The organism is Streptomyces sp. NPDC001980, from assembly GCF_040296885.1.
GTDB lineage: Bacteria > Actinomycetota > Actinomycetes > Streptomycetales > Streptomycetaceae > Streptomyces.
This window is the reverse complement of record NZ_JBEOYD010000008.1, coordinates 310,850-335,066: the sequence shown is the minus strand read 5'-3', so window position 1 is coordinate 335,066 and position 24,217 is coordinate 310,850. Positions and strand designations below refer to the sequence as shown.

At 72.5% G+C, this 24,217-nt stretch carries 12 protein-coding genes; 9 read left to right on the top strand and 3 right to left on the bottom strand.

What is annotated here, in order from left to right:
* The first annotated feature begins 1,623 nt into the window (after nt 1–1,623).
* The 9 genes from ABT137_RS15560 (at nt 1,624) to ABT137_RS15520 (ending at nt 18,773) form a co-directional block, all read left to right on the top strand.
* Nucleotides 1,624–2,358, top strand: a complete 735-nt coding sequence (locus ABT137_RS15560) for a thioesterase II family protein (protein ID WP_351708321.1) — start codon at nt 1,624–1,626, stop codon at nt 2,356–2,358.
* A gap of 1 nt (nt 2,359) precedes the next feature.
* Complete coding sequence (locus ABT137_RS15555) at nt 2,360–3,184, top strand: SDR family oxidoreductase (protein WP_351708318.1); 825 nt, start codon at nt 2,360–2,362, stop codon at nt 3,182–3,184.
* Between the two features lie 168 nt (nt 3,185–3,352).
* Nucleotides 3,353–6,151: a non-ribosomal peptide synthetase gene (locus tag ABT137_RS15550; RefSeq protein WP_351708315.1), complete on the top strand. Its 2,799-nt coding sequence runs from the start codon at nt 3,353–3,355 to the stop codon at nt 6,149–6,151.
* The gene (locus tag ABT137_RS15545; RefSeq protein ID WP_351708312.1) at nt 6,148–7,410 is read left to right on the top strand and encodes an ATP-grasp domain-containing protein; all 1,263 of its coding nucleotides are present in this window, start codon (nt 6,148–6,150) and stop codon (nt 7,408–7,410) included. The genes ABT137_RS15550 and ABT137_RS15545 overlap by 4 nt, the downstream gene beginning before the upstream one ends.
* Nucleotides 7,407–10,568, top strand: a complete 3,162-nt coding sequence (locus tag ABT137_RS15540; RefSeq protein WP_351708309.1) for a non-ribosomal peptide synthetase — start codon at nt 7,407–7,409, stop codon at nt 10,566–10,568. Before ABT137_RS15545 ends, ABT137_RS15540 begins: the two co-directional genes overlap by 4 nt.
* A gap of 35 nt (nt 10,569–10,603) precedes the next feature.
* The gene (locus tag ABT137_RS15535) at nt 10,604–15,754 is read left to right on the top strand and encodes a non-ribosomal peptide synthetase (protein WP_351708306.1); all 5,151 of its coding nucleotides are present in this window, start codon (nt 10,604–10,606) and stop codon (nt 15,752–15,754) included.
* Nucleotides 15,755–15,861: 107 nt separating this feature from the next.
* Complete coding sequence (locus ABT137_RS15530; RefSeq protein WP_351708303.1) at nt 15,862–17,148, top strand: MFS transporter; 1,287 nt, start codon at nt 15,862–15,864, stop codon at nt 17,146–17,148.
* On the top strand, nt 17,141–17,962 hold the full coding sequence (locus tag ABT137_RS15525; RefSeq protein WP_351708300.1) for a carbon-nitrogen hydrolase family protein: 822 nt from the start codon (nt 17,141–17,143) through the stop codon (nt 17,960–17,962). The genes ABT137_RS15530 and ABT137_RS15525 overlap by 8 nt, the downstream gene beginning before the upstream one ends.
* Nucleotides 17,963–17,987: 25 nt before the next feature.
* A complete protein-coding gene (locus tag ABT137_RS15520; protein WP_351708297.1) occupies nt 17,988–18,773 on the top strand; it encodes a thioesterase II family protein in 786 nt (261 codons plus the stop codon).
* A 177-nt stretch (nt 18,774–18,950) separates the two neighbouring features.
* Here ABT137_RS15520 and ABT137_RS15515 read toward each other — a convergent pair whose 3' ends face one another.
* The 3 genes from ABT137_RS15515 to ABT137_RS15505 are packed head-to-tail and all read right to left on the bottom strand — an operon-like array spanning nt 18,951 to nt 24,175.
* Nucleotides 18,951–21,155, bottom strand: a complete 2,205-nt coding sequence (locus tag ABT137_RS15515) for a bifunctional serine/threonine-protein kinase/ABC transporter substrate-binding protein (RefSeq protein WP_351708294.1) — start codon at nt 21,153–21,155, stop codon at nt 18,951–18,953.
* Between the two features lie 18 nt (nt 21,156–21,173).
* Nucleotides 21,174–23,330, bottom strand: a complete 2,157-nt coding sequence (locus ABT137_RS15510; protein WP_351708291.1) for a bifunctional serine/threonine-protein kinase/ABC transporter substrate-binding protein — start codon at nt 23,328–23,330, stop codon at nt 21,174–21,176.
* On the bottom strand, nt 23,330–24,175 hold the full coding sequence (locus tag ABT137_RS15505; RefSeq protein ID WP_351708288.1) for a hypothetical protein: 846 nt from the start codon (nt 24,173–24,175) through the stop codon (nt 23,330–23,332). Before ABT137_RS15505 ends, ABT137_RS15510 begins: the two co-directional genes overlap by 1 nt.
* Nucleotides 24,176–24,217 lie beyond the last annotated feature (42 nt).

Below are 24,217 nucleotides of genomic sequence, written 5' to 3'. Positions count from 1 at the left end.
GTGTTGCCCACGTCGTGACCGCGGGGCCGGATACGCCGAACCCGCCCATCTGCGCGGTCGGCAGGAACACCGCGGTCGCGAAGCCCCCGACACGCTCAGAGCCGGTCTTTCCGCTTGAAGATGAAGCACGGACCGGTGCACACGACCACCATCAGAACGATCACGAAGGGGTTTCCGAGTGAGTTCCCAGTGCAACTCCGGCATCTCCCTGAAGTTCATCCCGTAGACCGTCCCGACCGGCGTCGGAGCGAACGGGATCGCCGCCCGAGAGGAGATCTTCTTGAAGTCCTCCGCGAGGTGGCCCTGACCTGCGGAAAGGTTATCGATCTTGGCGCTGACCTGCGATTTTCCCTCTTTGGCGGTCTTTCGGGCTCGTCCTCGGTCGCGCAGTCGATTCTCCCCGCGCGCTCCCCAGAGGTATTCACGCTCCCCGGATTCTCCCCGGCGGGGTCCGGGGGAACGCTGCGACGATCGCGTCTGCGAATGGGGTGTGGCATGTGCCGTACGTGATTCCGGATGCATCGGCATGTACTCAGGGGATGGGCCTTCTCGATGCCGTGAGGGCCGAGATGGCGGTTTAGGGCGAGGACCCTTTGCCGATAGCGGATGTGTGGGTGAATTTTTTGCGGTCCGCGCCGGCGGGTAAGACGTCATCCGCTTTCCGGACGCGTTCGTCTGATTCGGGCCGGCATGAATCCGGCTTGTGGGGGTGGGGGAGGCGGACCGGGGGCATGGCGGCGACGGTCCTGCCTCCGGACCGCCAGGTCGAGGGGCTGTGGTCGAAGACACCTGGTGGAGCGGGGTGGGCACGCCAGGTGCAGGGCCGGAGAGTTCATGCCCCTCGCGGCGTCTCGTGTCCACCACCCACCTCCGCGGCGGGACCACGAACCCGCTGCTGTCGGCGGTGCGTTTGACGATCTCGCACGTGAGCTGGAGCTTCTCGCCTGTCCGATCGGCCGGGCGTCCCGTGTAGCCGCCGTCGACCCGGACGGTGTGGAAGCGGCGGCGCGGCGCACGGTGGCCGGTCGCACGAGGAGTTCGCAGGTACGTGAGGCCGCGGAATGCCGCCGCGGCGTCCTCTTCCGGAATGCGCCGAGTGCATCAATGTGGCGGAAAATTGTCGGTGGATCTGGCGAATTCCTTTCGCCCTGACGCCGGAATGGTTTGAACGAAAGGCCAATCGGTGTGATTGGGTAGTATAGTATGACATGTCCATGATTTGCGTAAGGCGGAGTAATGCATTCCTTTGAATTTTGATGGCTTGGCGGCCGCCCGGATTAGTACTATCCTCTGGTGCTGCGGTTCCGAGACCGTCACCAGGTCGCCGGGATCGCGCTCTTGCTCACCCTTCCGGGGTGGGTTTCGTAGAGTATTTCGGGGGGAAGATGAATCGCGCGCTGCTCATGTGATCCGCGACTTCTATGGAAGTACTTCGTGCGGACGCATTGACCTGTAGATGTTTCTTTAGAGGCGCGTAATCGCCCCCATGGAGTCATGGTCAGAAGACCGTTCCTTTGGCATGGCGTCTCGCTTTCCACACCTCACTGTGGCCGATCCGAGCCCTGAATCGGCTCAGAACCGTGCCCACCGACGAGGCACCACCCGTGTGCTGTCAGGAGACCAATGAGTACCCCTGCTCCCGTCCGTGTGATCTGCCTGCCCTTCGCGGGTGCCGGCGCGAGCTTCTTCCGGCCCTGGAACAAACTCGCCCCGGACACGGTCCAGTTCGCCCCCCTCAACCTGCCCGGCCGGGAACGCCTGCTGGACGAGGAGCCGTTCACCGATCTGCACGGCGCGGCGGACGCCCTGCTGCCCGCCGCCGTCGAGCATGCCGAGGCCGCTCCCGTCGCCCTGCTGGGCCACTGCTTCCTCGGCGCGACGCTGGCCTACGAGATCTGTCTCCGGCTCGTCGCCGCCGGGTACGAGCAGCGGATACAGCACCTGTTCGTCAGTGCGGCCCGCGCGCCGTTCCTCGGCAACTCCGCGCAGACCGCCGGGCTGTCCGACGAGGAGTTCCTCGCACATGTCCGCCGTATCACCGGATACACACACCCGGCCATGGAGATCCCGGAGATGCGCGAGGTCCTCATGGGCGCGCTGCGGGCCGACTTCCGGATGGACGAGGGCTACACGCCGACCGGGTCCGGTCCCGTCGAGGTCCCGGTGACGGCCGTGTGCGCCACCGACGACGCGATGGTCCCGCGTGCGGCGCTGGCCGGCTGGAGCGAGGTGACCCGGGGCCCGTTCCGTCAGGTCGAGGTGGCCGGCGGCCACATGTACGTCGCCGCCGACGCACAGCCCCTCATCGACATCGTCGTCGGTACGCTGGCCGGCTCGACCCCGGTCGTGGAGGTCTGAGATGCGACTGCGTGGCTCCGTCGTCATGATCACCGGTGCCGCCCGAGGCATCGGGCGGGCCTGCGCACTGCGCGCCGCCGCCGAGGGCGCCGACCTCGTCCTGGTCGATGTCGACGGCGACCTTTCCGAGGTCCCCTACAGCCTGGGGTCGCCCGCGCAGCTGGAGCACACCGCCGACCTGTGCCGCAAGGAAGGCGCCAGTGTGCTCGTGGCGCCGGCCGACGTACGCAGCGCCGAAGCGGTCGAGGCGGCCGTCGAGCTGGGAATCGATCGCTTCGGGACCATCACCGGGCTGATCAACAACGCCGGCATCGGAGCCCCGTCCGGCAAGCCGGCCCACGAGTTCACCGAGCAGGAATGGCAGGTCATGCTCGATGTGAACGTGTCCGGTGAATGGCGGGTGCTGAAGGCTGTGGTCCCGGTCATGCTGCGCGACGGCGGCGGATCCATCGTCAACGTCGCCTCCACCGCGGGTCTGGTCGGCTACCGCCACTTCGCCGGTTACGTGGCCAGCAAACACGCCGTCGTGGGACTGACCAAGTCCGCCGCCCTCGACTACGCCCCCCACGACATCAGGGTCAACGCGCTGTGCCCCGGTCCGGTACGTGACGATCCGGCCATGGACGGCCAGATGACCGCGGTCGTGGCCGACGCGCTCGGCATCAGCTACGACGAGCAGGAAGCGGTCTACCTGGAGTCGGTGCCGACCAACGCCCTGGTCGACCCGCTGGACGTGGCGGACGCCGCGGTCTGGCTGGTCAGTGGCGAGTCCCGGAGGGTCACCGGCACCGTCATCACCGTCGACTCCGGCTTCACGGCCCGCTGACGGCCTGAGGAAACGGCGGCGGCACCGGCAGAGCGGTTCGTTCACGCTGCGGCGACCGACGGACCGGCCGGTGTGCCGCACCTTCACCCGGCCCGTAACCCCCGGGCCACCCGCCGGGCGCGACCGCGCCCGGCGCGTTCACCGGTTTTCCGAAGGAACCAGACCACCATGGCACCGACCACCTCCCGCGCGGTGCGGAGCACCGCCGACAAAGGCAGCCACGCCCTGATCCGGCGGCTCTCCGCAGGCGACGACATCGGCACCCTGCGCGGCCGACTCGGCACGGCCTCCGAGCGGCAGCCCGAACTGGCCGGCCTCCGCCTCTGGGACGAGCCGGTCGCAGCCGGCGCCGACGACCCCGCCGCCGAGGAACGCCGCATACGCGAGATCGGCCGCTCGGTGGCCGGCCTCGCCCGGCTGACCGTCCTCACCTACGCCGACGGCGCCGCCGACCTGCTGATAGTGGCCCACCGAGACCGCCTCGGCCGGTCCGGTCTCGGTGCGCTCGCCGACCTGGCGCAGGGCACGGACGTCACGGTGACGTTCCCGGCCGGGCCAGGGCCGCGGCCGGGCCCGGCCGCATGGGGCCTGGGAGAACCGACAGGACGCGGCGAGCCCCTTCGGGTTCCGGTCCCGGTGACCCGGGCGCGTGTCGGCGACGCGAAGCAGGCCGCCGCGGTGGCCCGCGACGCCGTGGCGGCGACGCTTGCGCACTACCGCGTCGCGGACTCGGCCGCCTTCACCGTGCTCGTCGACGACACGGTCTCCTGCCACACCACGAGGAACCCCGACGACGACGAGGACGCCCCGTCCCTCGGCGCACTCGCGCTGACGGTCGGCACCGCCGAGGACGGCACCGATCCGGCGGTCGGCGTGTTCGTGGTCGAGACGGGCCAGGACCGCTACGTCCCCTTCACCGCCGCGCCGTTCCCGGTCACGGTCACCGTGGAGGTGACGCCGGAGCGCGGTCCGGCAGCCGTCCTCACCACCGAGGACTCCGTCATGGCGCCGGTGGGCGCCGAGCAGTTCGCCCACGTCCTCGGCGCACTGCTGGACGCCTACGCGCTCGGCACCACCGACGCGGCGCTCGGCGAGGTGGCGCGACTGCCCGAGGCCACGGCGGCCGAGATCATCGAACGCGGCCGCACCGCGGGCCGTACCGGATTCCGGCCCACGACCGTCCCGGCCGCCTTCACCGACCTCGTCCGTGCGCAGCCGGACGCCCCGGCCGTGTCCGACCACGCCACCACCCTGACCTACGGTGAACTGGCCGAGCGCGGCGGCAGGATCGCGGCGGGGCTGCGCGAGCGCGGGGTCCGCGCGGGCGACCACGTCGCCGTCTGCCTGGGCCGCGACGTGGACACCGTCGCGACCATGCTCGGCGTGATGATGGCCGGTGCCGCCTACGTGCCGGTCGATCCGGCCTACCCGGCCGAGCGCCTGGCCTACACCGCCGCCGACGCCGCCGTGAAGACGGTCGTGACGGCCGCAGCCGATGACGAAACGTTTCCCGACCACCCGAAGGTGACCACCGCCGAACTCCTGGCCTCGTCTCCGGCGGACGCGGCGGACACGGTAGCCGGGGGCGACCCGGCCGACATCGCGTACGTCATCTACACCTCGGGCTCCACCGGCCGGCCCAAGGGCGTGGCGGTCCCGCACGCCAACGTGGCGGCGCTGGTCGACGCGACCCGCGCGGACATGTCCCTCGGCTCCTCCGACGTGTGGTCGTTCTTCCACTCCAGCGCCTTCGACTTCTCGGTCTGGGAGATCTGGGGCTGCCTGCTGACCGGCGGTCACCTGGTGGTGGTCGGCGCGGACACGGCCCGGTCGCCCGAGGACTTCCACGACCTCCTCGCCGCCCGCGGCGTGACGGTCCTCAGCCAGACACCGGCGGCATTCGCGGCCCTGCAGGAGGCCGACGCCCGCAAGGGCACCGCCCTCGCGGTGCGCCTCGTCGTCTTCGGCGGCGAGCCGCTGGACGTGCGCATGCTCCAGGGCTGGTTCCGCCGCCACCCTGCGACCCGCTGCCGCCTCGTGAACATGTTCGGTATCACGGAGACCACCGTCCATGTCACCGCTCAGACGGTGACCCCCGGCGATGTGACAGCGGTGAGCCGCTCGGTGGGACGGGCGCTGCCCGGCTGGTCCGTCTCGGTACGCGACCGCCGGGGCGCGGTGCTCCCGTACGGCGTACCGGGTGAGATCTGGGTCGGCGGGGCCGGCCTCGCCGACCGGTACCTGAACCAGCCCGAGTTGACCGCGGCGCGTTTCGTCGACGACCCGGTGACCGGCACACGCCAGTACCGCAGCGGAGACCTGGGCCGACTGGCCCCGGACGGCCGACTCGACCACCTCGGCCGCATCGACAGCCAGGTGAAGCTGCGCGGATTCCGGATCGAACTGGACGAGATCCGCTCGGTGCTGCTCGCCGACCCCGGTGTGACCGCGGCCGCCGTGACGGTGCACCAGGCCGTCGCCGGCGATTCGGCGACCGCACGGCTCGAGGCGTACGTCGTCGTGAACGGCGACCGCGGCGTCGACGACATCCGCCGGCGCATGACCTCCTACCTGCCCGCCTACATGGTGCCGTCGACGGTCACGCCCATCGCCGCACTGCCGTTGACCGTCAACGGCAAGGTGGACTCCGCCCGGCTCAGGGAACTGGTCCGGTCCGCGCCGGAGCCCGCCGCCGGACCCGCACCGGCCGACACCGGGACCGACACCGGGACCGACACCGTCCTGAGCCAGGTCCTGAGTGCGTGGTCCGAAGTGCTCGGCGAGGCAGCCGAACCCGACGACGACTTCTTCGAGAGCGGCGGCAACTCGCTGCTCGCGGTGCGCCTGTCGGGCGCCCTGCGCCGCGCGGGCCTGCCCGCGATCTCGCTGCGCGAGCTGTACGTCCACGCCACCCCGACCGAACTCGCCGAACTGTTCGCGCGCCGGACCCAGGACGCGTCGGCATGACGACGGCATCACGGCGGCCGCTGCTCGCGGTCGTGTACGACACGGGCTCGGCCTCCGGCGCCACGATCCGCGCCGCCGCGGGCCGCAGCTGCGACCTCCTCTTCGTCGGCGACCGGAACCGGCCGCAGGTCGCCGAGGCCTGGGCCGGCCTGGCCCCCCTCGGCGCGCTGTGCGACGTGACCGGACTGGACGACGCCGAGCGGGTGCGGGCCGTCGCCGAGCACCGGCCGGCGGGGATCGTGACCTTCAGCGAGTACCAGCTCGCCGAGACCGCCCGCCTCGCCGAGGCCCTCGGTCTGCGCGGTCACGCCCCGCAGACCGTGGCGCTGCTGACCGACAAGATCGCCCAGCGCGGCGCGTTCGCCGCCGCGGGCGTCGACACGATCCGCTTCCGGCCCCTGTCGCCGGACCCGCGGGCCGCCATCGAGGCAGTGGGCCTGCCGGCCGTGGTGAAACCGCGCCGCGGAGCGGGCAGCAAGGACACCTTCCGGCTCACGACGGCCCAGGAGACCGAGGCGGTCCTCGGCGCGCTGCCCCACGACACCGAGTTCGTCGTGGAGGAACTGCTGCAGGGGGATCCGGGCGTCGCCGGGGCGTTCTTCGGCGACTACGTCTCGGTCGAGTCCGTGCACACCGGGACCGGCTCCCGACAGGTCTGTGTGACCGGCAAGTTCCGGCTGGCCGAGCCGTTCCGCGAGACCGGGATGCTGCTGCCGTGCTCGCTGAGCGCCGCGGACCAGGACGCCGTCCTGGCGGTCGACGCGGCCGCGGTCAAGGCGCTCGGCGTGACCAGCGGTGTCACCCACACGGAGATCAAGCTGACCCCTGACGGGCCGCGGGTCATCGAGGTCAACGGCCGCGTCGGCGGCTACGTCCCGGAGATCCTCAAGCGTGCCGCCGGGGTCAACCTGATCCGGCTCGCGATCGACGACGCCCTGGGCCTGCCGGTCCGCGGCGACCTGACGCCCCGGTTCCACGGCGTCACCTACCAGTACTTCCTGGCGGTCCCGGACGACGGCGGCGGCACACTGAGCGCCGTCGAGGGTGTGGACGAGCTCGCGGCGCTGCCCGGCGTCGACCACGTGGAGGTCCACGCCGCCCCCGGCCGGACCTACGACCGGCAGGACGGGACGCAGAGTCACCTCGGAGTCGTCTACGGGCACGCTCCCGATCACGCCGCCCTGGAAGCCACCGTGACCTCCATCGACGCGACATTCCGTCCCGTCTTCCGCTCCCAGCCGGACAGGCCGACGACATGACAGTCACCCTCACCCAGTCGGACCCCGGGCCGGGCGCTCACGGACCGGCCGCCGACTATCCGCTGGACGCGACCGTGCACGAGGTCTTCACGCGGATCGCCGAGACCACCCCGGACCGCACCGCCCTGGTCACCCCGACGGCCTCGGTGACCTACGGGGAACTGCACGAGGCGTCCACCGCGTCGGCCAGGGCGCTGGTCGCCGCCGGGGTGCGGCCGGGTGACCTGGTGGCGGTGCGGCTGGGCCGCGGCATCGCCTGGATCACGGCGTACCTGGCGGTCCTGAAGGCGGGCGCGGCGATGCTGCCGGTCAGCACGCGCGAGCCGGACCAGCGGGTGGCCCTGCTGCTGGCCGACAGCGGGGCGAAGGCCGTGATCGGCAAGGGCCTCACCGCCCCTGCCGGGCTGCCGGTGCTGGACGCCGGGGCGAGCGGTCCGCGGGACACCGCACTGCCCGGAGACCTCCGGGCCGAGAGCCCCGCCTACGTGATGTACACCTCGGGGTCCACCGGAGTCCCGAAGGGCGTCGTCGTCTCGCACCGCAACGTCCTGCGGCTGGTGGTGAACTCGGGATTCGCCCGGTTCGGGCCGGACATGCGGGTCCTGCAGACCGGAGCGGTCTCGTTCGACGCGACCACCTTCGAGGTCTGGGGGCCCCTGCTGGCCGGGGGCTGTGTGGTGCTGGTGGACGACGACACGATCCTGGACGCGGCCCGGCTCGGCGCCGCGCTGCGCGAGCACGCCGCGAACACGCTGTGGCTGACGGCGCCGCTGTTCAGCCAGCTCGCCGGGCAGGAACCCGGCCTGTTCGCGCCGCTGCGGGAACTGTTCGTCGGCGGGGACGTCGTCGTCGGCCGGCATGTCGCGGCGGTCATGGCGGCCTGCCCGGACCTGCGCGTCGTCAACGGATACGGGCCGACGGAGAACACGACGTTCTCCACCCTGCACACCATCACCGAAGCCGACACCGCCGGGACGATCCCGATCGGCCTGCCACCGGCCAACTCCTCGGCCTACGTACTCGACGAGGCCCGCAGCCCCGTGCCGGCCGGCACGGCAGGAGAGCTGTACGTCGGAGGGGACGGCGTCGCGCTGGGCTACCTGAACCGTCCGGAGCTCACCGCGGAACGGTTCCTCACCGACCCGTTCCGGCGAGGCGGGCGCATGTACCGGACCGGTGACCTGGCACTGCGGCGTGCGGACGGGGTCATCGAGTTCCTCGGCCGGACCGACGACCAGGTCAAGGTGCGGGGCTTCAGGATCGAGCTCCGCGAGATCGAGGAGGCGCTGCGCGGCCACCCCGAGGTCGTCGACGCGGTCGTCGTCCTGCGCGACCGGGGCCCGGAGCCGGCCGACCGGTACCTCGTCGGGTATGCCGCGGCCACCAGCTGGCTGGACAGCCGTGACCTGCGCGCCTACCTGGCGTCGAAGCTCTCCCCCCACCTGGTGCCCGGCTATCTGGTCGTACTCGACGAACTGCCGCTGACCGCACACGGCAAGGTGGACCGGGCGGCGCTGCCGGACGCGGTGTCGATGCCGGACATGCCGGAGGAGTACGTACCCGCCGAGTCCGAGGCCGAGAAGCGGCTCGTCTCCCTCTGGGAGGGGCTGCTGGGCATCGACACGCCCGGCGTCCTCGACTCGCTGCTCGACCTCGGCGTCGACTCGCTCGGGGCGGCACGCCTGTCACGTGCGATCGCGGACGAGTTCGGCCGGAGCATCCCGGTCTCGGAGATCCTGGGCCGGCCGACGATCCGTGAGCTGGCCGCGGTCCTGGACGGCGCGCCCACCGAGACCTCCGGCCACGTGGACGGCGCGCCCACCGAGACCCCCGGCCACCCGGACGGGGCGCAGCAGCGCGACACCTTCGCCCTGACGTCGGCGCAGCGCGCCATGTACGCAGCGCAGCGCAGCCGGCCGGAGACGGTCCAGTACAACGTCTCGCTGCTGATCGACCTGGCACCCGACGTCGATCCGGCCGCCCTGGAGCGGGCCTTCGCGGAAGTGATCGGGACCCACGACGCACTGCGCACCGAGTTCACCGACGGGCCGGACGGCCCCGTACAGCGCGTCGTACCCGCGGTGCCCTTCCACCTGGAGCAGCGGCACGCCCCGCTGGATCCCGTCGCGGAGATCCGGCCGATCGCGCTCGACCGTGCACCGCTGCTGCGGGCGACCCTCTCCCGGGACGCGGACGCGGCACAGCTCTTCGTCGACGCACATCACCTGATCCTGGACGGGGACTCGCTGCGCCGGGTCTTCGCCGACATCGACGCCGCCTACCACGGGCGTCCCGTCGAGGCGCCGACACGGTCGTTCGCCGACTACCTGGCCTGGTCCGAGGGCGAGGCCGCGGCGGCCCGGCGGGAGGCCGACCGGTCCTACTGGAAGGACGTCTTCCGCTCGGCGCCCGCGCGGCCCGAACTCCCCGCGGACCGACCGCGTCCGGCGCTGCGGACCTTCGCCGGCGCGACCACCCGGCTGCACTTCGGGCCGGAGCGCACCGCACGGATGCGAGCGCTGGCGGCCGAGCGGCGGACCACGCTGTTCCCCGTGCTCGCCGCCGGGTACGGAGCCTTCCTGCGCACTCTCACCGGGAGTGCCGACGTCACCCTCGGGGTGCCGACGATCGGCCGCGGCGAAGCCGCGTTCGACCGGACCGTCGGCATGTTCGTGGACACCGTCTGCCTGCGGCTCGACGCCGGTGCCGAGACGCCGCTGGCCGCCCTGGTCACGCAGGCCGCGGCGGGAATCGGCGGGGCCCTCGTGCACAGCACCTGCGGCCTCGACGAGCTGGCTGCGCTGACCGGCGCCGAGCAGATCCCGGGCCGCACCCCGCTGTTCGACACCATGCTCGCCCTGCACGCCGCGGATCTGCTCGCCGTCGACTTCCTCGGCACACCGCTGACGCTGCGCCCCTTGTTCCCCGGACACACCATGTTCGACCTGAACCTTCAGGTGTACGACCACCCGTCGGGGCTCCGGGCCGACTGGGAGTACTCGACCGAGCTGTTCGACCCGCCGACCGTCGAGAGCTTCAAGGAACTGCTGCTGGCGACCGTGGACCGGCTGCTGGACGACCCCGACGAACCGGTCGTGCCGCCGTCCGCCGTCCCCGCAGCGCCCTCCGCCGTGCCGGCCTTCGACTTCGACTTCTGAGACCGACGATGAATCACACCCAAGGAGCCGTCCTCATGACGCCCGACCTCACCGCAGGCCAGCGGCGCGTAGCGGCGGCCCAGCGCCCCGAGGCCGCCGCCTTCTGGACCTCGCGTCTGGCCGACGCGACCGCCGTCGGATTCCCCGCCGACCGGCCCTCCGCCGACCGCGCGGCCCATCGCCACACGGCCGAGCTGCCGCTGGACGCCGACACCGGCGAGCGTCTCCAAGCCGTCAGCCGGGGGGACGCCGAGGCCGCCGCCGTGCTGCTGACGTCCGTCGCCGTCGCGCTGCTGCGCTCCTTCACGGGCGTCGACGACCTGCTCGTCGGCCGGCTTCCCGCCGCACCCGGAGGCCTCGCCGACGTCGTCCCGCTCCGCACGACCCTCGCCGACGACGACTCGCTCGCCGCGGTCGCGGCCCGGCTCGGCACGGCGGTCGGTGAGAGCCGCCCGTACGAGGACTACCCGGTCGAGCTGGTGGCCGGCCTGCCGGAGGTCGTCGTCCTCGGCGACGCCGGGCCCGCCGACGACCGGCTTCCCGCCGCGGACACCTTCATCGGCTTCGGAGCGGCCCGGCGTTCGCTCGTCGTCCGGGTGGACGGCGCCCGCTTCCTGCCGGAGTCGGCGCACCTGCTCGCCGAGCGGTGCCGCACCCTCCTGGCCGCCGCGCTGGACGCACCGCGTGCGCCCCTGGCCGGACTCGACCTGCGCACCGAGCACGATCGCGAGGTCACCGAAGCCGCGAACGACACCGCCCACCCCTTCCCCGACCGGGTGACGCTCTCGGAGCTGTTCGCCCGGACCATGGCGGCCCGCCCCGGGCAGACCGCGATCGTCACGCCCGAACGCTCCTACACCTACGCCGAGCTGGACCACGTGACCGCACATCTGGCGGCGCGCCTGCGGTCCGCCGGTGTCGGGCGGGACGTGATCGTGGGTGTGCTGGCGGAGCGGTCCTTCGCGGCGCTGGCCGGGATCATCGCGGTGATCAGGGCCGGCGGCGCGTATCTGCCGCTGGACCCGTCGCTGCCGCAGGAGCGGCTGGCCCACATGGTGTCCGACAGCCGGACGGACCTGGTGCTGGCCGACGCGGCCTCGGCCGGACGGCTGCCGGGGGCCGGAACCACGGTGATCGCCCTCGACGACGCGGTCCGGGAGGCCTTCGAAGCGGAAACAGCCGACCCGGTCCCCTTCGGCAGCCCCGACGACACCGCGTACGTCATCTACACCTCCGGCTCCACCGGACTGCCCAAGGGCGTCGTCGTCGAACACCGCAGTGTCGTCAACCGCCTGCACTGGATGCAGCGCACCTACCCCCTCGGTGACCACGACGTCATCCTCCACAAGACCCCGACCGCGTTCGACGTCTCGGTGTGGGAGCTGTTCTGGTGGCTGATCGAAGGCGCCGCCGTGTGTCTGCTCGAACCGCGGGGCGAGCGCGAGCCGGACGCGATCGTCGAGGCGATCGACCGGTTCGGCGTGACCGTCATGCACTTCGTCCCCACGATGCTCGGCGCGTTCCTGGACTACGTCGGAGCTGCCGACGCGGCCTCCCGACTCGCCCCGCTGCGCCGCGTGTTCGCCAGCGGCGAGGCCCTCGGCCGACACCACGTGACCGCGTTCCACCAGCTCGGCACCGGCGCCGAACTGGTGAACCTGTACGGCCCGACCGAGGCCACCGTCGATGTCAGCCACCACCGCACCGCCGCCGACGACACCGTGGTGCCGATCGGCCTGCCCATCGACAACACCCGGCTGTACGTCCTCGACGCCGCGGGCCGCGAGCTGCCGATCGGCATGCCCGGCGAGCTGTACATCGCCGGCGCCGGACTCGCCCGCGGATACCTGCACCGCGAGGAACTGACCGCCGAGCGCTTCGTGACCGACCCGCTGCCCGGCGAGGACCGCGCCTACCGAACCGGCGACCTGGTACGGCGCCTCCCCGACGGCGCCATCGACTACCTCGGCCGCATCGACTTCCAGGTCAAGCTGCGCGGGTACCGCATCGAGCTCGGCGAGATCGAGCAGCGGCTGCTGGCCCACCCTGAGGTCACCGACGCCGTCGTGGTGCTGCGGACCGGCGACGACGGCCAGGGCCGACTGTACGGATACGTCGTCTGCGCCGGCGACGTCACCGAGGACGACCTGCGCGCGCACGCCGCCGTCACCCTGCCCGCGTACATGGTCCCCGAGCGCATCGTCCCGCTCGCGGCCTTCCCGCTGTCCCCGAACGGCAAGCTCGACCGCTCGGCGCTGCCCGAGCCGGCCGTACGCACCTCCGAGTACGTCGCGCCCGAATCGGAGGCAGAGCGTGCCCTCGCCGGCATCTGGGCCGACGTGCTGGGCGTGGCGCGGGTCGGCGCGACGGACAGCTTCTTCGCCCTGGGGGGCAACTCCATCCACTTCGTCTCGGTGCTCGCCAAAGCCCGCAAGGACGGCATGGAGTTCACCTTCCAGCAGCTGTTCGCCCATCCCACGGTGCGGGAACTCGCGGCGGGCGTCGGCGAGGCGGCGGCCGGAGACGCCCCGCCGACGGAGTTCGGGGCCTTCGAGCTGATCGGCGACCGCGACCGGGCCCTGATTCCCGAGGGCATCGAGGACGCCTATCCGATGGCCATGCTCCAGTCCGGGCTGATCTACCAGAGCGAGATCATGCACGGCAACACGAGCTACCACGACATCATCAGCTACCTGATCCAGAGCTCCATCGACCCCGGGCTGTTCCGCGAGGCGGTACGCATCCTGGTGGAACGCAACCCGATCTTCCGTACCAGCTACCACCTGCACGAGTACGCGGAGTACCTGCAGCTGGTGCACGAGCGGATCGAGGAACTGCCGCTGGTCGTCCACGACATCCGGCACCTCGGCCGGGAGAAGCAGGACGCCTGGTACGACGAGTGGTTCCACCGCGAGCAGAACCGGCCCTTCGACTGGGACGAACCGGGGCTCTTCCGGTTCCACATCCACATCCTGTCCGACGAGCTCTACCGGTACAGCGTCAGCCAGCACAACTCGGCACTGGACGGCTGGAGCATCAACCAGGTGCACGTCCAGCTGTTCGGCATCTACTACGCGCTGCTGGAGGGGCGGACCGTCGACACCCCCCAGGTGGTCAACCATCTGCGCAACTTCATCGGTCTCGAACGGCACGCCATCGACTCCCCGGACTTCCGGGAGTTCTGGCGCATAGCGCTGGACGGGCGGCCGCACACCGAGATCCCGCGGCTGCGGCCGGCCGAGCCCGGCGAAGGCCTGGACGTGGTGTTCCGGGACATCGAACTGCCGGACGGCCTGTCGGACCGGATCGTGGCCCTGGCCGGGCGGCTGGGCGTGCCGGTGAAGAACGTCCTGCTCGCCGCGCATCTGCGGGTGCACACCCTGCTGTGCGGAAACCTCGACGTCATCACCGGATACGAGCACGGCGGCCGGCCCGAGCTGCCGGGCGCGGACCGCGCGCTGGGCGTCTTCCTCAACACCATGCCGCTGCGGGTGAAGGTGGCCGAGGGGACATGGACGGAGCTGATCCGGCAGACGTACCGGAGCGAGGCCGAGCTGCTGCCCTACCGGCGGTATCCGATGGCGAAGGTGAAGCAGGACCAGCGGACCACCGACCCGCTGTTCGAGACGGTCTTCAACTTCACCCACTTCCACTCGCTCAAGGCGCTGAAGGAGCTGCCGGAGTTCGCGCTGCTGGACGTACGGGCAGCGGCGATCACCGAGTTCCCGCTGCGCGCGGAGTTCTCGCAGCACTTCTACACGGACGAGGTACAGCTCAGCCTGCACTACCACACCGGGGTGTTCGACACCGAGCACATCGAGCGGATCGGCGGGTACTACCGCCGGGCCCTGACGCACATGGTCGACACGCCCGACGCCCCGCATCACTCCGCCGAGCTGCTGGCGGAGACGGAGCTGGCGGAACTCGCCGCGTTCAGCGCATCCCACCCGGACGCGACGACCGTGGTCGACGCGGCCGGGGGGACGGCCGCGCCCGTCGGGACGACCGGCGACGTGGTGGTCTCGGGGCGTCCCACGGGGCGGCGCGGGTTCTGGCGACCGGACGGCGTCCTCGCATTCGTGGACCACCAGAACTCCGCCGCGGCGGTCGAGGAGGCGCCGCCGGCGCCCGCGACCACCCGGCCGACGGTTCGTCCGGACAGCGCGGACGTACTCGCACCGTTCATCGAGCGGATCCGAGAGGTCTGGGCCGGGGTCCTGGAGACCGAACCGGACGGCATCGACATCGACGACGACTTCTTCGACATCGGCGGCAACTCGCTGGCCGCGCTGCGCGTGAGCGTGCAGCTGAAGGAGTGGGTGTCGCTGCGCGACGTGATGCGCAGCTCCATCCTCCGCGAGCTCGCGGAGGCCGCGGCGGAGAAGGCCGGCTCCGCCCCCGCGGAGGAGGGCGCCCTGCTGGCCCGGTTCACCGAACCCGCGAACGCCGCGGCGACCGTCGTCCTCCTGCCGTACGCGGGAGGCAACGCCGTGCACTTCCGGCCGGTCGCACAGGAACTCGCCCGGCGCGACATCACGGTCGCCGTGGCCGCCGCCGAACTGCCCGGACACGCTCCGGGGGCCTCGGGTGCGGATCTGCTGCCCTTCGACGAGATCTGCTCACGTCTGGCCGCCGAGATCGATGCGACGACGAGCGGGCCGCTGGTGCTGTGGGGCCACTGCGTCGGCTCGGCCCTGGCTCTCGCCCTGGCACGGCAGCTCACCGAGCGGGGCCGGACGGTGCGGCACCTGTTCCTGGCCGCGAAGCTGCTCGCCGATGCCGGCACCATCCGCGACACGCTGGGCAACGCCGAGCGGCTCTCCTTCGGCGACGTACGCGACCTGGTCGTCGACTGGACGGGCTCGACAGCGATCGACTCGGCCGAGGAGGCGACCCGCGACCTGCTCGTGCGCACGTTCCGCCACGACTCGCTGACCGCCAACACGTACCTGCTCGGCCTGCGGACCGCGCCGCCGGAGCCGCTGGACGTGCCGTGCACCGTGGTGATCGCGGCCGACGACCCGGCGACCGAGGGCTACCGCGAGGCGTACGGAGCCTGGGAGACGGCGGTCCGGGCACCGCGGCTGGCCGAACTGACACACGGCGGCCACTACTTCGCGCGGACCCGCCCGGAGGCGGTCGCGGACCTGCTGGCCACAGCGGTCCACGAGACACCGCGGACCTGACCGCCGACCCGCCCGGCACCCGCACCCGAGCGGGGGGAGGACCTGTTCCTCCCCCCATCGCCCCCCCACCCCGCCCCCCACCCGGCCCGTCCCTTAGGAGCCAGCCCGTGACCACCCCTGAACCCGCCGAGCCCCCAGGGCGCCGCCGACTCGCCGTCGCCCTTCTCGGCCCCGCGGCAAGCCTGCGCGGCGCCCGCACCCTGCTCGGCATCGGCCTCATCGACAGCACCGGAACCGGTCTCTACCTGGCCGGCTCGGCCGTCTACTTCGTGGCCGTCCTCGGCCTGAGCGCCGCGCAGGTCGGCTTCGGCCTGTCCGTGGCCGGGCTGCTCGGACTGGTCTGCCAGCCCGTCCTCGGCTGGCTGGCGGACCGCCACGGCCCCCGCCAGGTGCTCGCGCTGCTCCACGTCTGGCGGGCCCTGAGCTTCGGCGTGCTGCTTCTCGCCGATTCCTACTGGCAGTTCCTGATCGCCGTCGCGATGATCGGCGTCGGACAGCAGGCCCTCTCGCCGATCTACCAGGCCCTCGTGGAGCGCACCGTCGGCGCCGAAGGACGGCTGGCGATGATGGCCCGCTCCCGGGTCGTCTACAACGTCGGATTCTCCCTCGGCGGCCTGGCCGCCACGGTCGCGATCGGTTACGGGACCCGCACCGGGTTCTCCATGATCATGCTGGGCAACGCCGTGTTCTGCCTCATCGCGGCCGCCATGCTGGCCGCGGCACCGGCGGCCGACGGCGAGACCGGCTCGGCCCGGCGCGCACCCCTGCGACTGGCCCACCTCCGCAACAAGCGGCACCTGGCCGTCGCCGGGATCAACGGCGTGCTCAGCCTGCACATCTCACTGCTCGGCGTCGGTATCCCGCTGTGGGTGACGCTGCACACCGGCGCGCCCCGGTCCACGGTCGGCGTGCTGCTCGTGGTCAACACGGTCGTGGCGGTCCTCGGGCAGGTATGGGCGTCGAAGGGCTCCGACACCCTGGACGGCAGCGTCACCGCGCTGCAACGCGGCGGTTGGGCGCTGGTCGCCTGTTGCCTGTTCTTCCTCGTCGCGGCCCACACCCACGCGACCCCGGTGGTCGTCGTGCTGCTGATCGCCGGCGTCATCGTGATGACGGGGGCCGAGCTGTTCCAGTCCGCGGGCGGCTGGGGCGTCTCCTACGCCCTGGCGCCCGAGGAAGGCCGAGCCGAATACCTGGCCACCTTCAATCTCGGTACCGGTCTGCAGTTCGTCCTCGGCCCGACGATCGTGACCGCGGGGGTGATCGACCACGGCACCCTCGGCTGGGTGGTCTTCGCCGGCTGCCTGGCGGTCGCCACACTCGCGGTGCGGCCCCTGGTCGCCGTCGCCCAACGTCCGGCCCCGGCCGGGAAGGGAGTCACCGAGCATGCGTGAGCTTGCAGAGCCCCACGGGCCGCGCGGCAGGATCAGGATCGCGGCGGCCCAGGCCTGCCCCGTGCCCGGCGACGTCGTGCGCAACGTGGCGACCGTCGCCGCGTCGATCCGGGAGGCCGCCGCGCTCGGCGCCCAACTGGTCGTGTTCCCGGAGAAGTTCCTCTGCGGCTACGAGCCGGACCTGGTCGCCGCGGACCCGGCCGGCCTCGCGGTCTCGGTGGACGACCCGCGCCTGGCCCCGATCGCCGAGGCGTGCCGGGACAGCGGTACGGCGGCGGTGGTCGGTGCGGTGTCGGCCGACGGCGACGGCCTCGCCATCTCGGTGTTCGTCTTCTCCCGCGCCGGTTCCGTCGCCGGGCGCTACGACAAGCAGTTCCTCTTCGGCAGCGAGACGGGCCTGTACCGTCCCGGTACAGGCAACTGCACCCTGGAACTCGACGGCTGGCGACTGGGCCTGGGCATCTGCTACGACTCCGGGTTCCCGGAGCACGCCGCGACGGTCGCCGCCGACGGCTGCCACGCGTATCTGCTCTCCGCGCTGTTCAGCGTCGGCAACGGTTACCAGGAGTCCCGCACCTGGCTGCCCGACCGGGCCCGGGACAACGGCCTGTACGTCCTCATGGCGAACCACGTCGGGCACACCGGCGGCTGGCACGCGTGCGGTTCCAGCGCGGTATGGGGCCCGGACGGCACGGTGCTGGCCGAAGCCGGACCGGAAGCCACCGAACTCGTCTACGCCGACCTGGAGCCGACGGCGTGCCGGGCGACGGCGGCGGACGGTGCGTCGTTGCGGCCGGCCCTGCTCCTGTCATGAGGAGCACCGTGACCGGGAGACGGTCGTGAACCGGGGCCGCCGCGGCTGGCTGCGCCGGTTCCACGCGCGGGGCGGGGCACACATCCGCCTGCTCTGCTTTCCGCATGCGGGCGGCACGGCGAACTCGTTCTTCGAGCTGTCGTCGAAGACGCCGCCCTGGGTGGAGGTGGTGGCGGTCCAGTACCCGGGCCGCCACGACCGCTCCGCCGAGGCGCTCGTCCCCAGCGTCACCGCGCTGGCCGAGCAGGTGTGCGCGGAACTGTCGGCACAGACCGACGCGCCGCCCCTGGTCCTGCTCGGCCACAGCATGGGCTCGCTGGTCGCGTACGAGGTCGCGCACCGCCTGGCCGACCGCTCCGCCGGCCCCCTCGGCCTGGTCGCCTCGGCGGCCGTCGCCCCGGACGCCCGGTTCCGCGACACCCGGGCTCTCGACGACGCCGATCTGCTGGCCGACCTCGGGGCGCTCGGAGGCTTCGACGAACTCCTCCTGCGCGACCCCGAATTCGTCGCCATGGTTCTGCCGATCATCCGGAACGACCTGTGGGCGTCGGAGACGTACCGGGTGCCGGACCGGCCCCCGCTCCGTTGCCCTGTACAGGCGCTGTACGGGGCCGATGACGCGTTCGTCCTGCCGGACCGGGTTGCGGGGTGGAGCCGTTTCACCGACGCGGACTTCTCCTCGCACGCCTTCGACGGCGGCCACTTCTTCCTCGACGCGAACCGCGCCGAGGTGCTTCCCGTACTGCTCGATTTCGTCGGCCGGGTGGGGAGGCGAGGGCTGAACGCGGAAACGCGGCCGGCCCGCGACTGACCGGGCACCCTCAGGCGCCGGATCACTCCCGGTTCCACCGTCACCTACGGCTACGACGGGCTCGGCCGGCTCACATCCGAGACCGTGGTCCCCGACGCCGCCCGACGGCCGACCGGCCGCGGCGGTCCGCTGTGCTGCCCGAACTGTCCGCGGGGGAGCCCTTCCTGCCGCTGCTGCTCAGCGTGCCTGGTCGTATCGCCCCAGGAACCGGAACTCCCCGTCTCCGGCCTGGTAGAGGAAGCTTGCGTTCACCGCTTCGAGCGTGTGCGTGGCGTCCTGGGTGAAGCGGATCGGCTTGGCCACGCCGTCGTAGGCAGTGTGGAAGAGGCGTTCGGCGACCTGGCCGGGCTCGATCTCCGCGCCGCCTCCGAGTGCGTCGAGGGTGCGGGCGATCAGGCCGACGGCGTCGTACGCCTCGGCGGCCCATCGCCCGGGTGTCTGGCCGTAGCGTTTCCGGTACGCGGCGGTGAACGCCTTGGACGCCTTGGTCCCGGCCGATTCCGGTTCGGTGTACGGGGCTTCGAATATCCAGCCTTCGGCCGCATCGCCCGCCGTGGTGAGGAAGGCCGGCCGCATGACGGGCTCGAATCCCATGCGGGGGCCGGTGAATCCAGCCGCTGCCAGGGCGCGGGCGCCGGCAGCGGCGCGGCTCGGGGAGACCCCTGCGTGGATGACGGCCTGCGGGTCGGTGGCCAGGGCCTTGGCGACGGCCGGGCGGAAGTCGTCGGTGTCGGCCGCCACCGGGTGGACGGTGACCGTGCCCTCGCTGGGCGGTGCCTCGCGGATGTACTGGCTGATGTCCCAGGCCGTCTCTCCCGCGGCCTGGTCCTCGATGACGGCGGTACGGCGCGTGGAATGCACCCGGGTCAGGTAGAGGATGAGCGGCAGGGCGCGCTCGGAATCCGATGTTCTGGTCTCGCACACTGTGCGCCGTAGGGAGTCCGTGGACAGTCCAGACTCGTCGGCGTCGACCGACACGAGCACGAACGGTGTCGACGCGGCCGCGTAGAGCGGACCCGCGGCGCGTGCGGCGGCGGTCGTGGTGGGGCCGATGACCGCGAGGACGGTGGACCGGGCGAGCAGGCTGCGGGCCGCGTCCTTCGCCCGTGCGGTCTCGCCTCGGTCGTCGTACCGGGCAAGGGCGAGGCGGTAGGAGACGTCGGGGCGTGCGTTGTGCGTGGCGACGGCGAGGCCGGCCCCGCGTTCCTGCGCTGTTCCGGTGTCCTTCTGAAGCCCTGTCAGGTCGGCCTGGAAGCCGATGGTGTGGGTCGGCACGGTGGGGGGCGTGCCGGCCGCCGCGGTGTTCCGTCGGTTCAGCAGAACGGCGGCGCCGGTGCCCGAGGCGGCGACCGCCAAGCCGCCGAGCGCGAGAATGCGGCGCCGGGGCAGCTTCCGGACCGTCTCCGGGGAGGTACGGGCCGGCGGGCGCGGCGGCGGGTTGAGGGCGCGGGAAGAACGGTCGGCCACCAGCCGCAGCACCTCGGGAGGCAGCCAGTCACCCTGCCCGGTGGGCCCGGCCCCCCGGCTCGTGCCGCGCTCCTCCGCTCCGCCCGGCGCCCGGCCGGTCACCGCCTCGAACGCGTCACGGAGTTCGGCGGCCGTCGGCCGGTGCCGGGGGTCTTTGGCGAGGCAACCGGTGATTGCCGCGTACAGCGGTGGCGGCAGGAGACGGTCCAGGCCGGTGAGGTCGGGGCCCTCGTGGACGGTGCGGTACAGGACCGCGGCCGCGTCGCCGGTGCCGAACGGCCGTCGGCCCGTGGCCGCGTACGCCAGCACGCAGCCGAGGGAGAAGACGTCGCTGGGCGGGCCCACCTCGCCCTCATGGGGCCGGGCCTGTTCGGGCGAGAGGTAGCCGGGGGTTCCGATGATCGCGTCGGGGGCGGTCAGCGCGGTGGTGCCGGTGCCTTGGGCGATGCCGAAGTCGATCAGCCGGGGCCCGTCCTGCGCGAGCAGGATGTTGGCGGGTTTGACGTCGCGGTGAACCAGGCCCGCCGCGTGCACCTCGGCCAGCGCCTGCGCCAGACGCGCGCCGAGTACGACGACGGTGCGCGCCGGGAGCGGACCGTGTCCGTCGACCGTCTCGGCCAGTGACGGCCCGGGCACGAAGGCGGTGGCGAGCCACGGCTCGCGCGCCTCGGTGTCGGCGGCCGTCACCGGCACCACCCAGCGGGCGTCGAGCCCGGTGGCCAGCTGTACCTCGCGGCGGAAGCGGGCCCGGAAGGCGGGATCCGCGGCGTACTCGGCGCGGATCATCTTCACGGCGACGACCGCCCCGTCGGCGGCGCGGGCCAGATAGACCGTGCCCATGCCGCCGGCTCCGAGCCGGGCGAGCAGCCGGTGCCCGCCCAGTGTCTCGGGGTCCTCGGCCCGCAGCGCACGCATCGCCTGCTCCCGCCGCCGTCAGGACGCGGGCAGCGTGCCGACGTAGGCGAACCGGCCGCCGTCGACCCGGTAGTGGTAGGCCCGCTGCATGGTGAGCTCTTTACTCTTGTCGAACGCGTACGTCGTGCTCAGCCCCTTGAACCGAGCCTTGGTGAGGGCCTCGGTGACCTGGGCGCGGCTGGGGCGTCGGACGCCCTCCCGGGCCAGGGCGGTGAGCCGGTCGGCGACGAGGCGGGTGGTGTCGTAGGCCTCCGGCGCCCAGATACCCGGTGCGCTGCCGTAGCGCTTGCGGTAGGCGGTGGCGAAGGCACGTACGGGTGTGGCGTCCGGGCTGATGTACGGGGTCAGGGTCTGCCAGCCGTCGGCCGGGTCCCCCGCCGCGGTGACGAAGGCCGCGGTGGCTGTGGGCGCGTCCAGGAACCGTGGCCCCGTGAAGCCCCGTTCGGCCAGGGCGCGGGCGACCGTGGCGGCGCGCTCGGGGGTGCCGGTGCAGAAGAAGCCGTCGATGTCGTGGGCGAGCATGTCGGCGATCACCACGGACGCGTCCGGCGCGGCGGCGGGCACGACCCTGGCGTACAGGCCGGTTTCGTGGGCGCGCGAGGTGTCGCGGACGACCTGCGCGGACTCCAGGCCGGTGATCCGCCCCGCGCGGTCGATCAGCAGGCCCGGGCGGCGGGAACCCAGGGCGGCGAGGCTGAGGACGGTGTTGTAGACGGCGAAGGCGGTCATGGGCGAGGTGCGGAAATACGCCTTCGGTTCGGCCAGCAGGGCCGACTCCGCGGCGGTGAGGGAGAGTTCGGACACGGTCAGCACCGGCAGCCCGGCTCCCTCGTAGACCTCCAGGGCGGCCTCGGTCGAGGCGTAGCCGGTGGGGCCGAGTACGGCGAGCACATCGTCCTGGCCGGTCAGCTGTCGGGCCACCCGCTCCGCCCGGGCCGGCTCACCCCGGTCGTCCAGCACCCGGAGGGCGAGGGTGAACGGCTTGTCCGCTCGGGAGTTGAACTGCTCCACGGCCAGCCGGGCGGCGCGCTCCTGTGCCGTCCCGGCCTCCTTCTGCGGTCCGCTCAGGTCCGCGTGGACGCCCAGGATCCAGCGCCGTCCGGTGGACTGCGCCGCTGGATCCTGCTGGTCGTCGCCGCGCAGCGCCGCCCAGAGGGCAGCGCCGCCGCCTGCCGCGAGCAGGGCCGCGCCGCCCGCGGCCAGGGCCAGGACCCGGCGGCGCCCCGGCGCCCCGGCACCGGTGTCCGGCCCGGCGTCCGCGGAGATCTCGGTCGGTTCGATGCCGGGCAGGGCCAACATCTCGGCGGACCGGTCGGCCACCATGGTGACCACCGCGTCCGGCAGCCAGTCGATGGAGTCCGCCGGGGCGTCCTCCACCAGTTCCGTGTCCGCCTCGGCCGCCGTGGGCCTGGCCGCGGGCTCCTTGTCCAGGCATCGCCGAAGCAGCGTGCGCACCTCGGCGTCGTCGATGCCGTCCAGGTCCGGCGTGTCGTGGACGGTCCGGTACAGCAGCGCGTCCGCCGTGCCGGTGCCGAACGGAGGCCGGCCCGTGGCCGCGTACGCCAGAACGCAGCCGAGGGAGAACACATCGCTCGCCGGGCCGACCTCCAGGGCCCGCGCCTGCTCGGGGGAGAGGAAACCGGGCGTGCCCACCACCACGCTGTCCGAGGTCAGTTCCGTCTCCTCGGCAGCCGTGGGCCGCGCGATGCCGAAGTCGATCAGCCGGGGTCCGTCGAGGGCGAGCAGGATGTTGCCGGGTTTGACGTCCCGGTGCACCAGACCGGCGTCGTGCACCGCGGCCAGGGCCCGCGCCAGCACCTTGCCCAGTATCCGCACCGCGCGCGTCGGCAGCGGCCCGCGGGCCACGACCGCCTCGGCCAGTGACGGACCCGGCACGAACGCCGTGGCCAGCCACGGTGCCACGGCCTCGGTGTCGGCGCCCACCACCGGCACCACCCACGGGCTGTCCACCCGCCGGGCGGAGACCACCTCCCGGCGGAACCGGGCCCGGAACTCCGCCTGGTCGGCGTACTCCGGCTGGATCACCTTCACCGCGGCCAGGTCCCCGGCCTCGGTACGGCCCAGGTAGACCACGCCCATGCCGCCGGCGCCCAGCCGTCCCAGCAGCCGGTGGCCGCCGAGGCGGGACGGGTCGGAGGGAAGCAACCGCTCCATCACGCACCCCCCTCCTGGTCCGACTTCGTCCCCGGCGTCGAGGTGCCCTCGTCGGCGGAGGCGCCCGGCTCCGGTGATGCGGATCCCGATCCGGCGGGGCTCCCGATCTCGTCCTTCACGCTCAGCAGCATCTTGGGCAGGGCCCTCTGGACAAGGGCCCACAGGTCGTCCGGTTCGCGTCCCCGGCCCCCGCACACGGAGGTGCTGACCACCACAGGGCCCAGCGTGGCCTGGTCGTACTTGTACGGATACGGGCCGCCGTGAGAGTCACTCACGCACAGGCCCGTCTCCTCCAGTGACTCGTCGCTGTACTCGTTGTGTCCCTCGCCCCGCGCGTACGCGGTCGAGCTCAGTTCCGTGAGCCGCTCGCCCGGCCGCAGAAGCTCCTCCTGGCAGCCGAGGGACTCCTCCAGCATTCCGGCCTGTTCCCAGGCCGCGTCCAGCACCGTACGGTGCACGGTGATCGTGGCCGACAGCCGCACCAGCCCCTTGCCGCCCCCGGCGGGCACTTCGAAGTGCCGGGTCAGCGTGGCCAGTACGCCGGCGGGCAGTTTCTCCAACTGCCAGGCGCAGCCGTCGCCCAGCAGTGCCCAGCGGCTCGGGTCGCTCTCGTACGGTGTCGTCCGCACCACGCTCTGCCCGAACAGCTCCGGGCCGGCGATCACTTTCCTGATCAGCGCCCGTGCCTGGGCCGCGGTTCTCGGCTGCTTCGCGGGATCCGTCTCGAAGGTCGGCGAGGCCGTCGGCGTGGCGTCCGTGCCTGCGCTCGCGTCCGCGGCAGTCCCGGTCTCCGTGTCGCCGCCGCTTTCGCCGCCCGTGCAGCCGACCAGTAGTAACCCGCACATCACCAGGGCACCGCAGATGTGCGGGCCTCTCGCATACGCCAC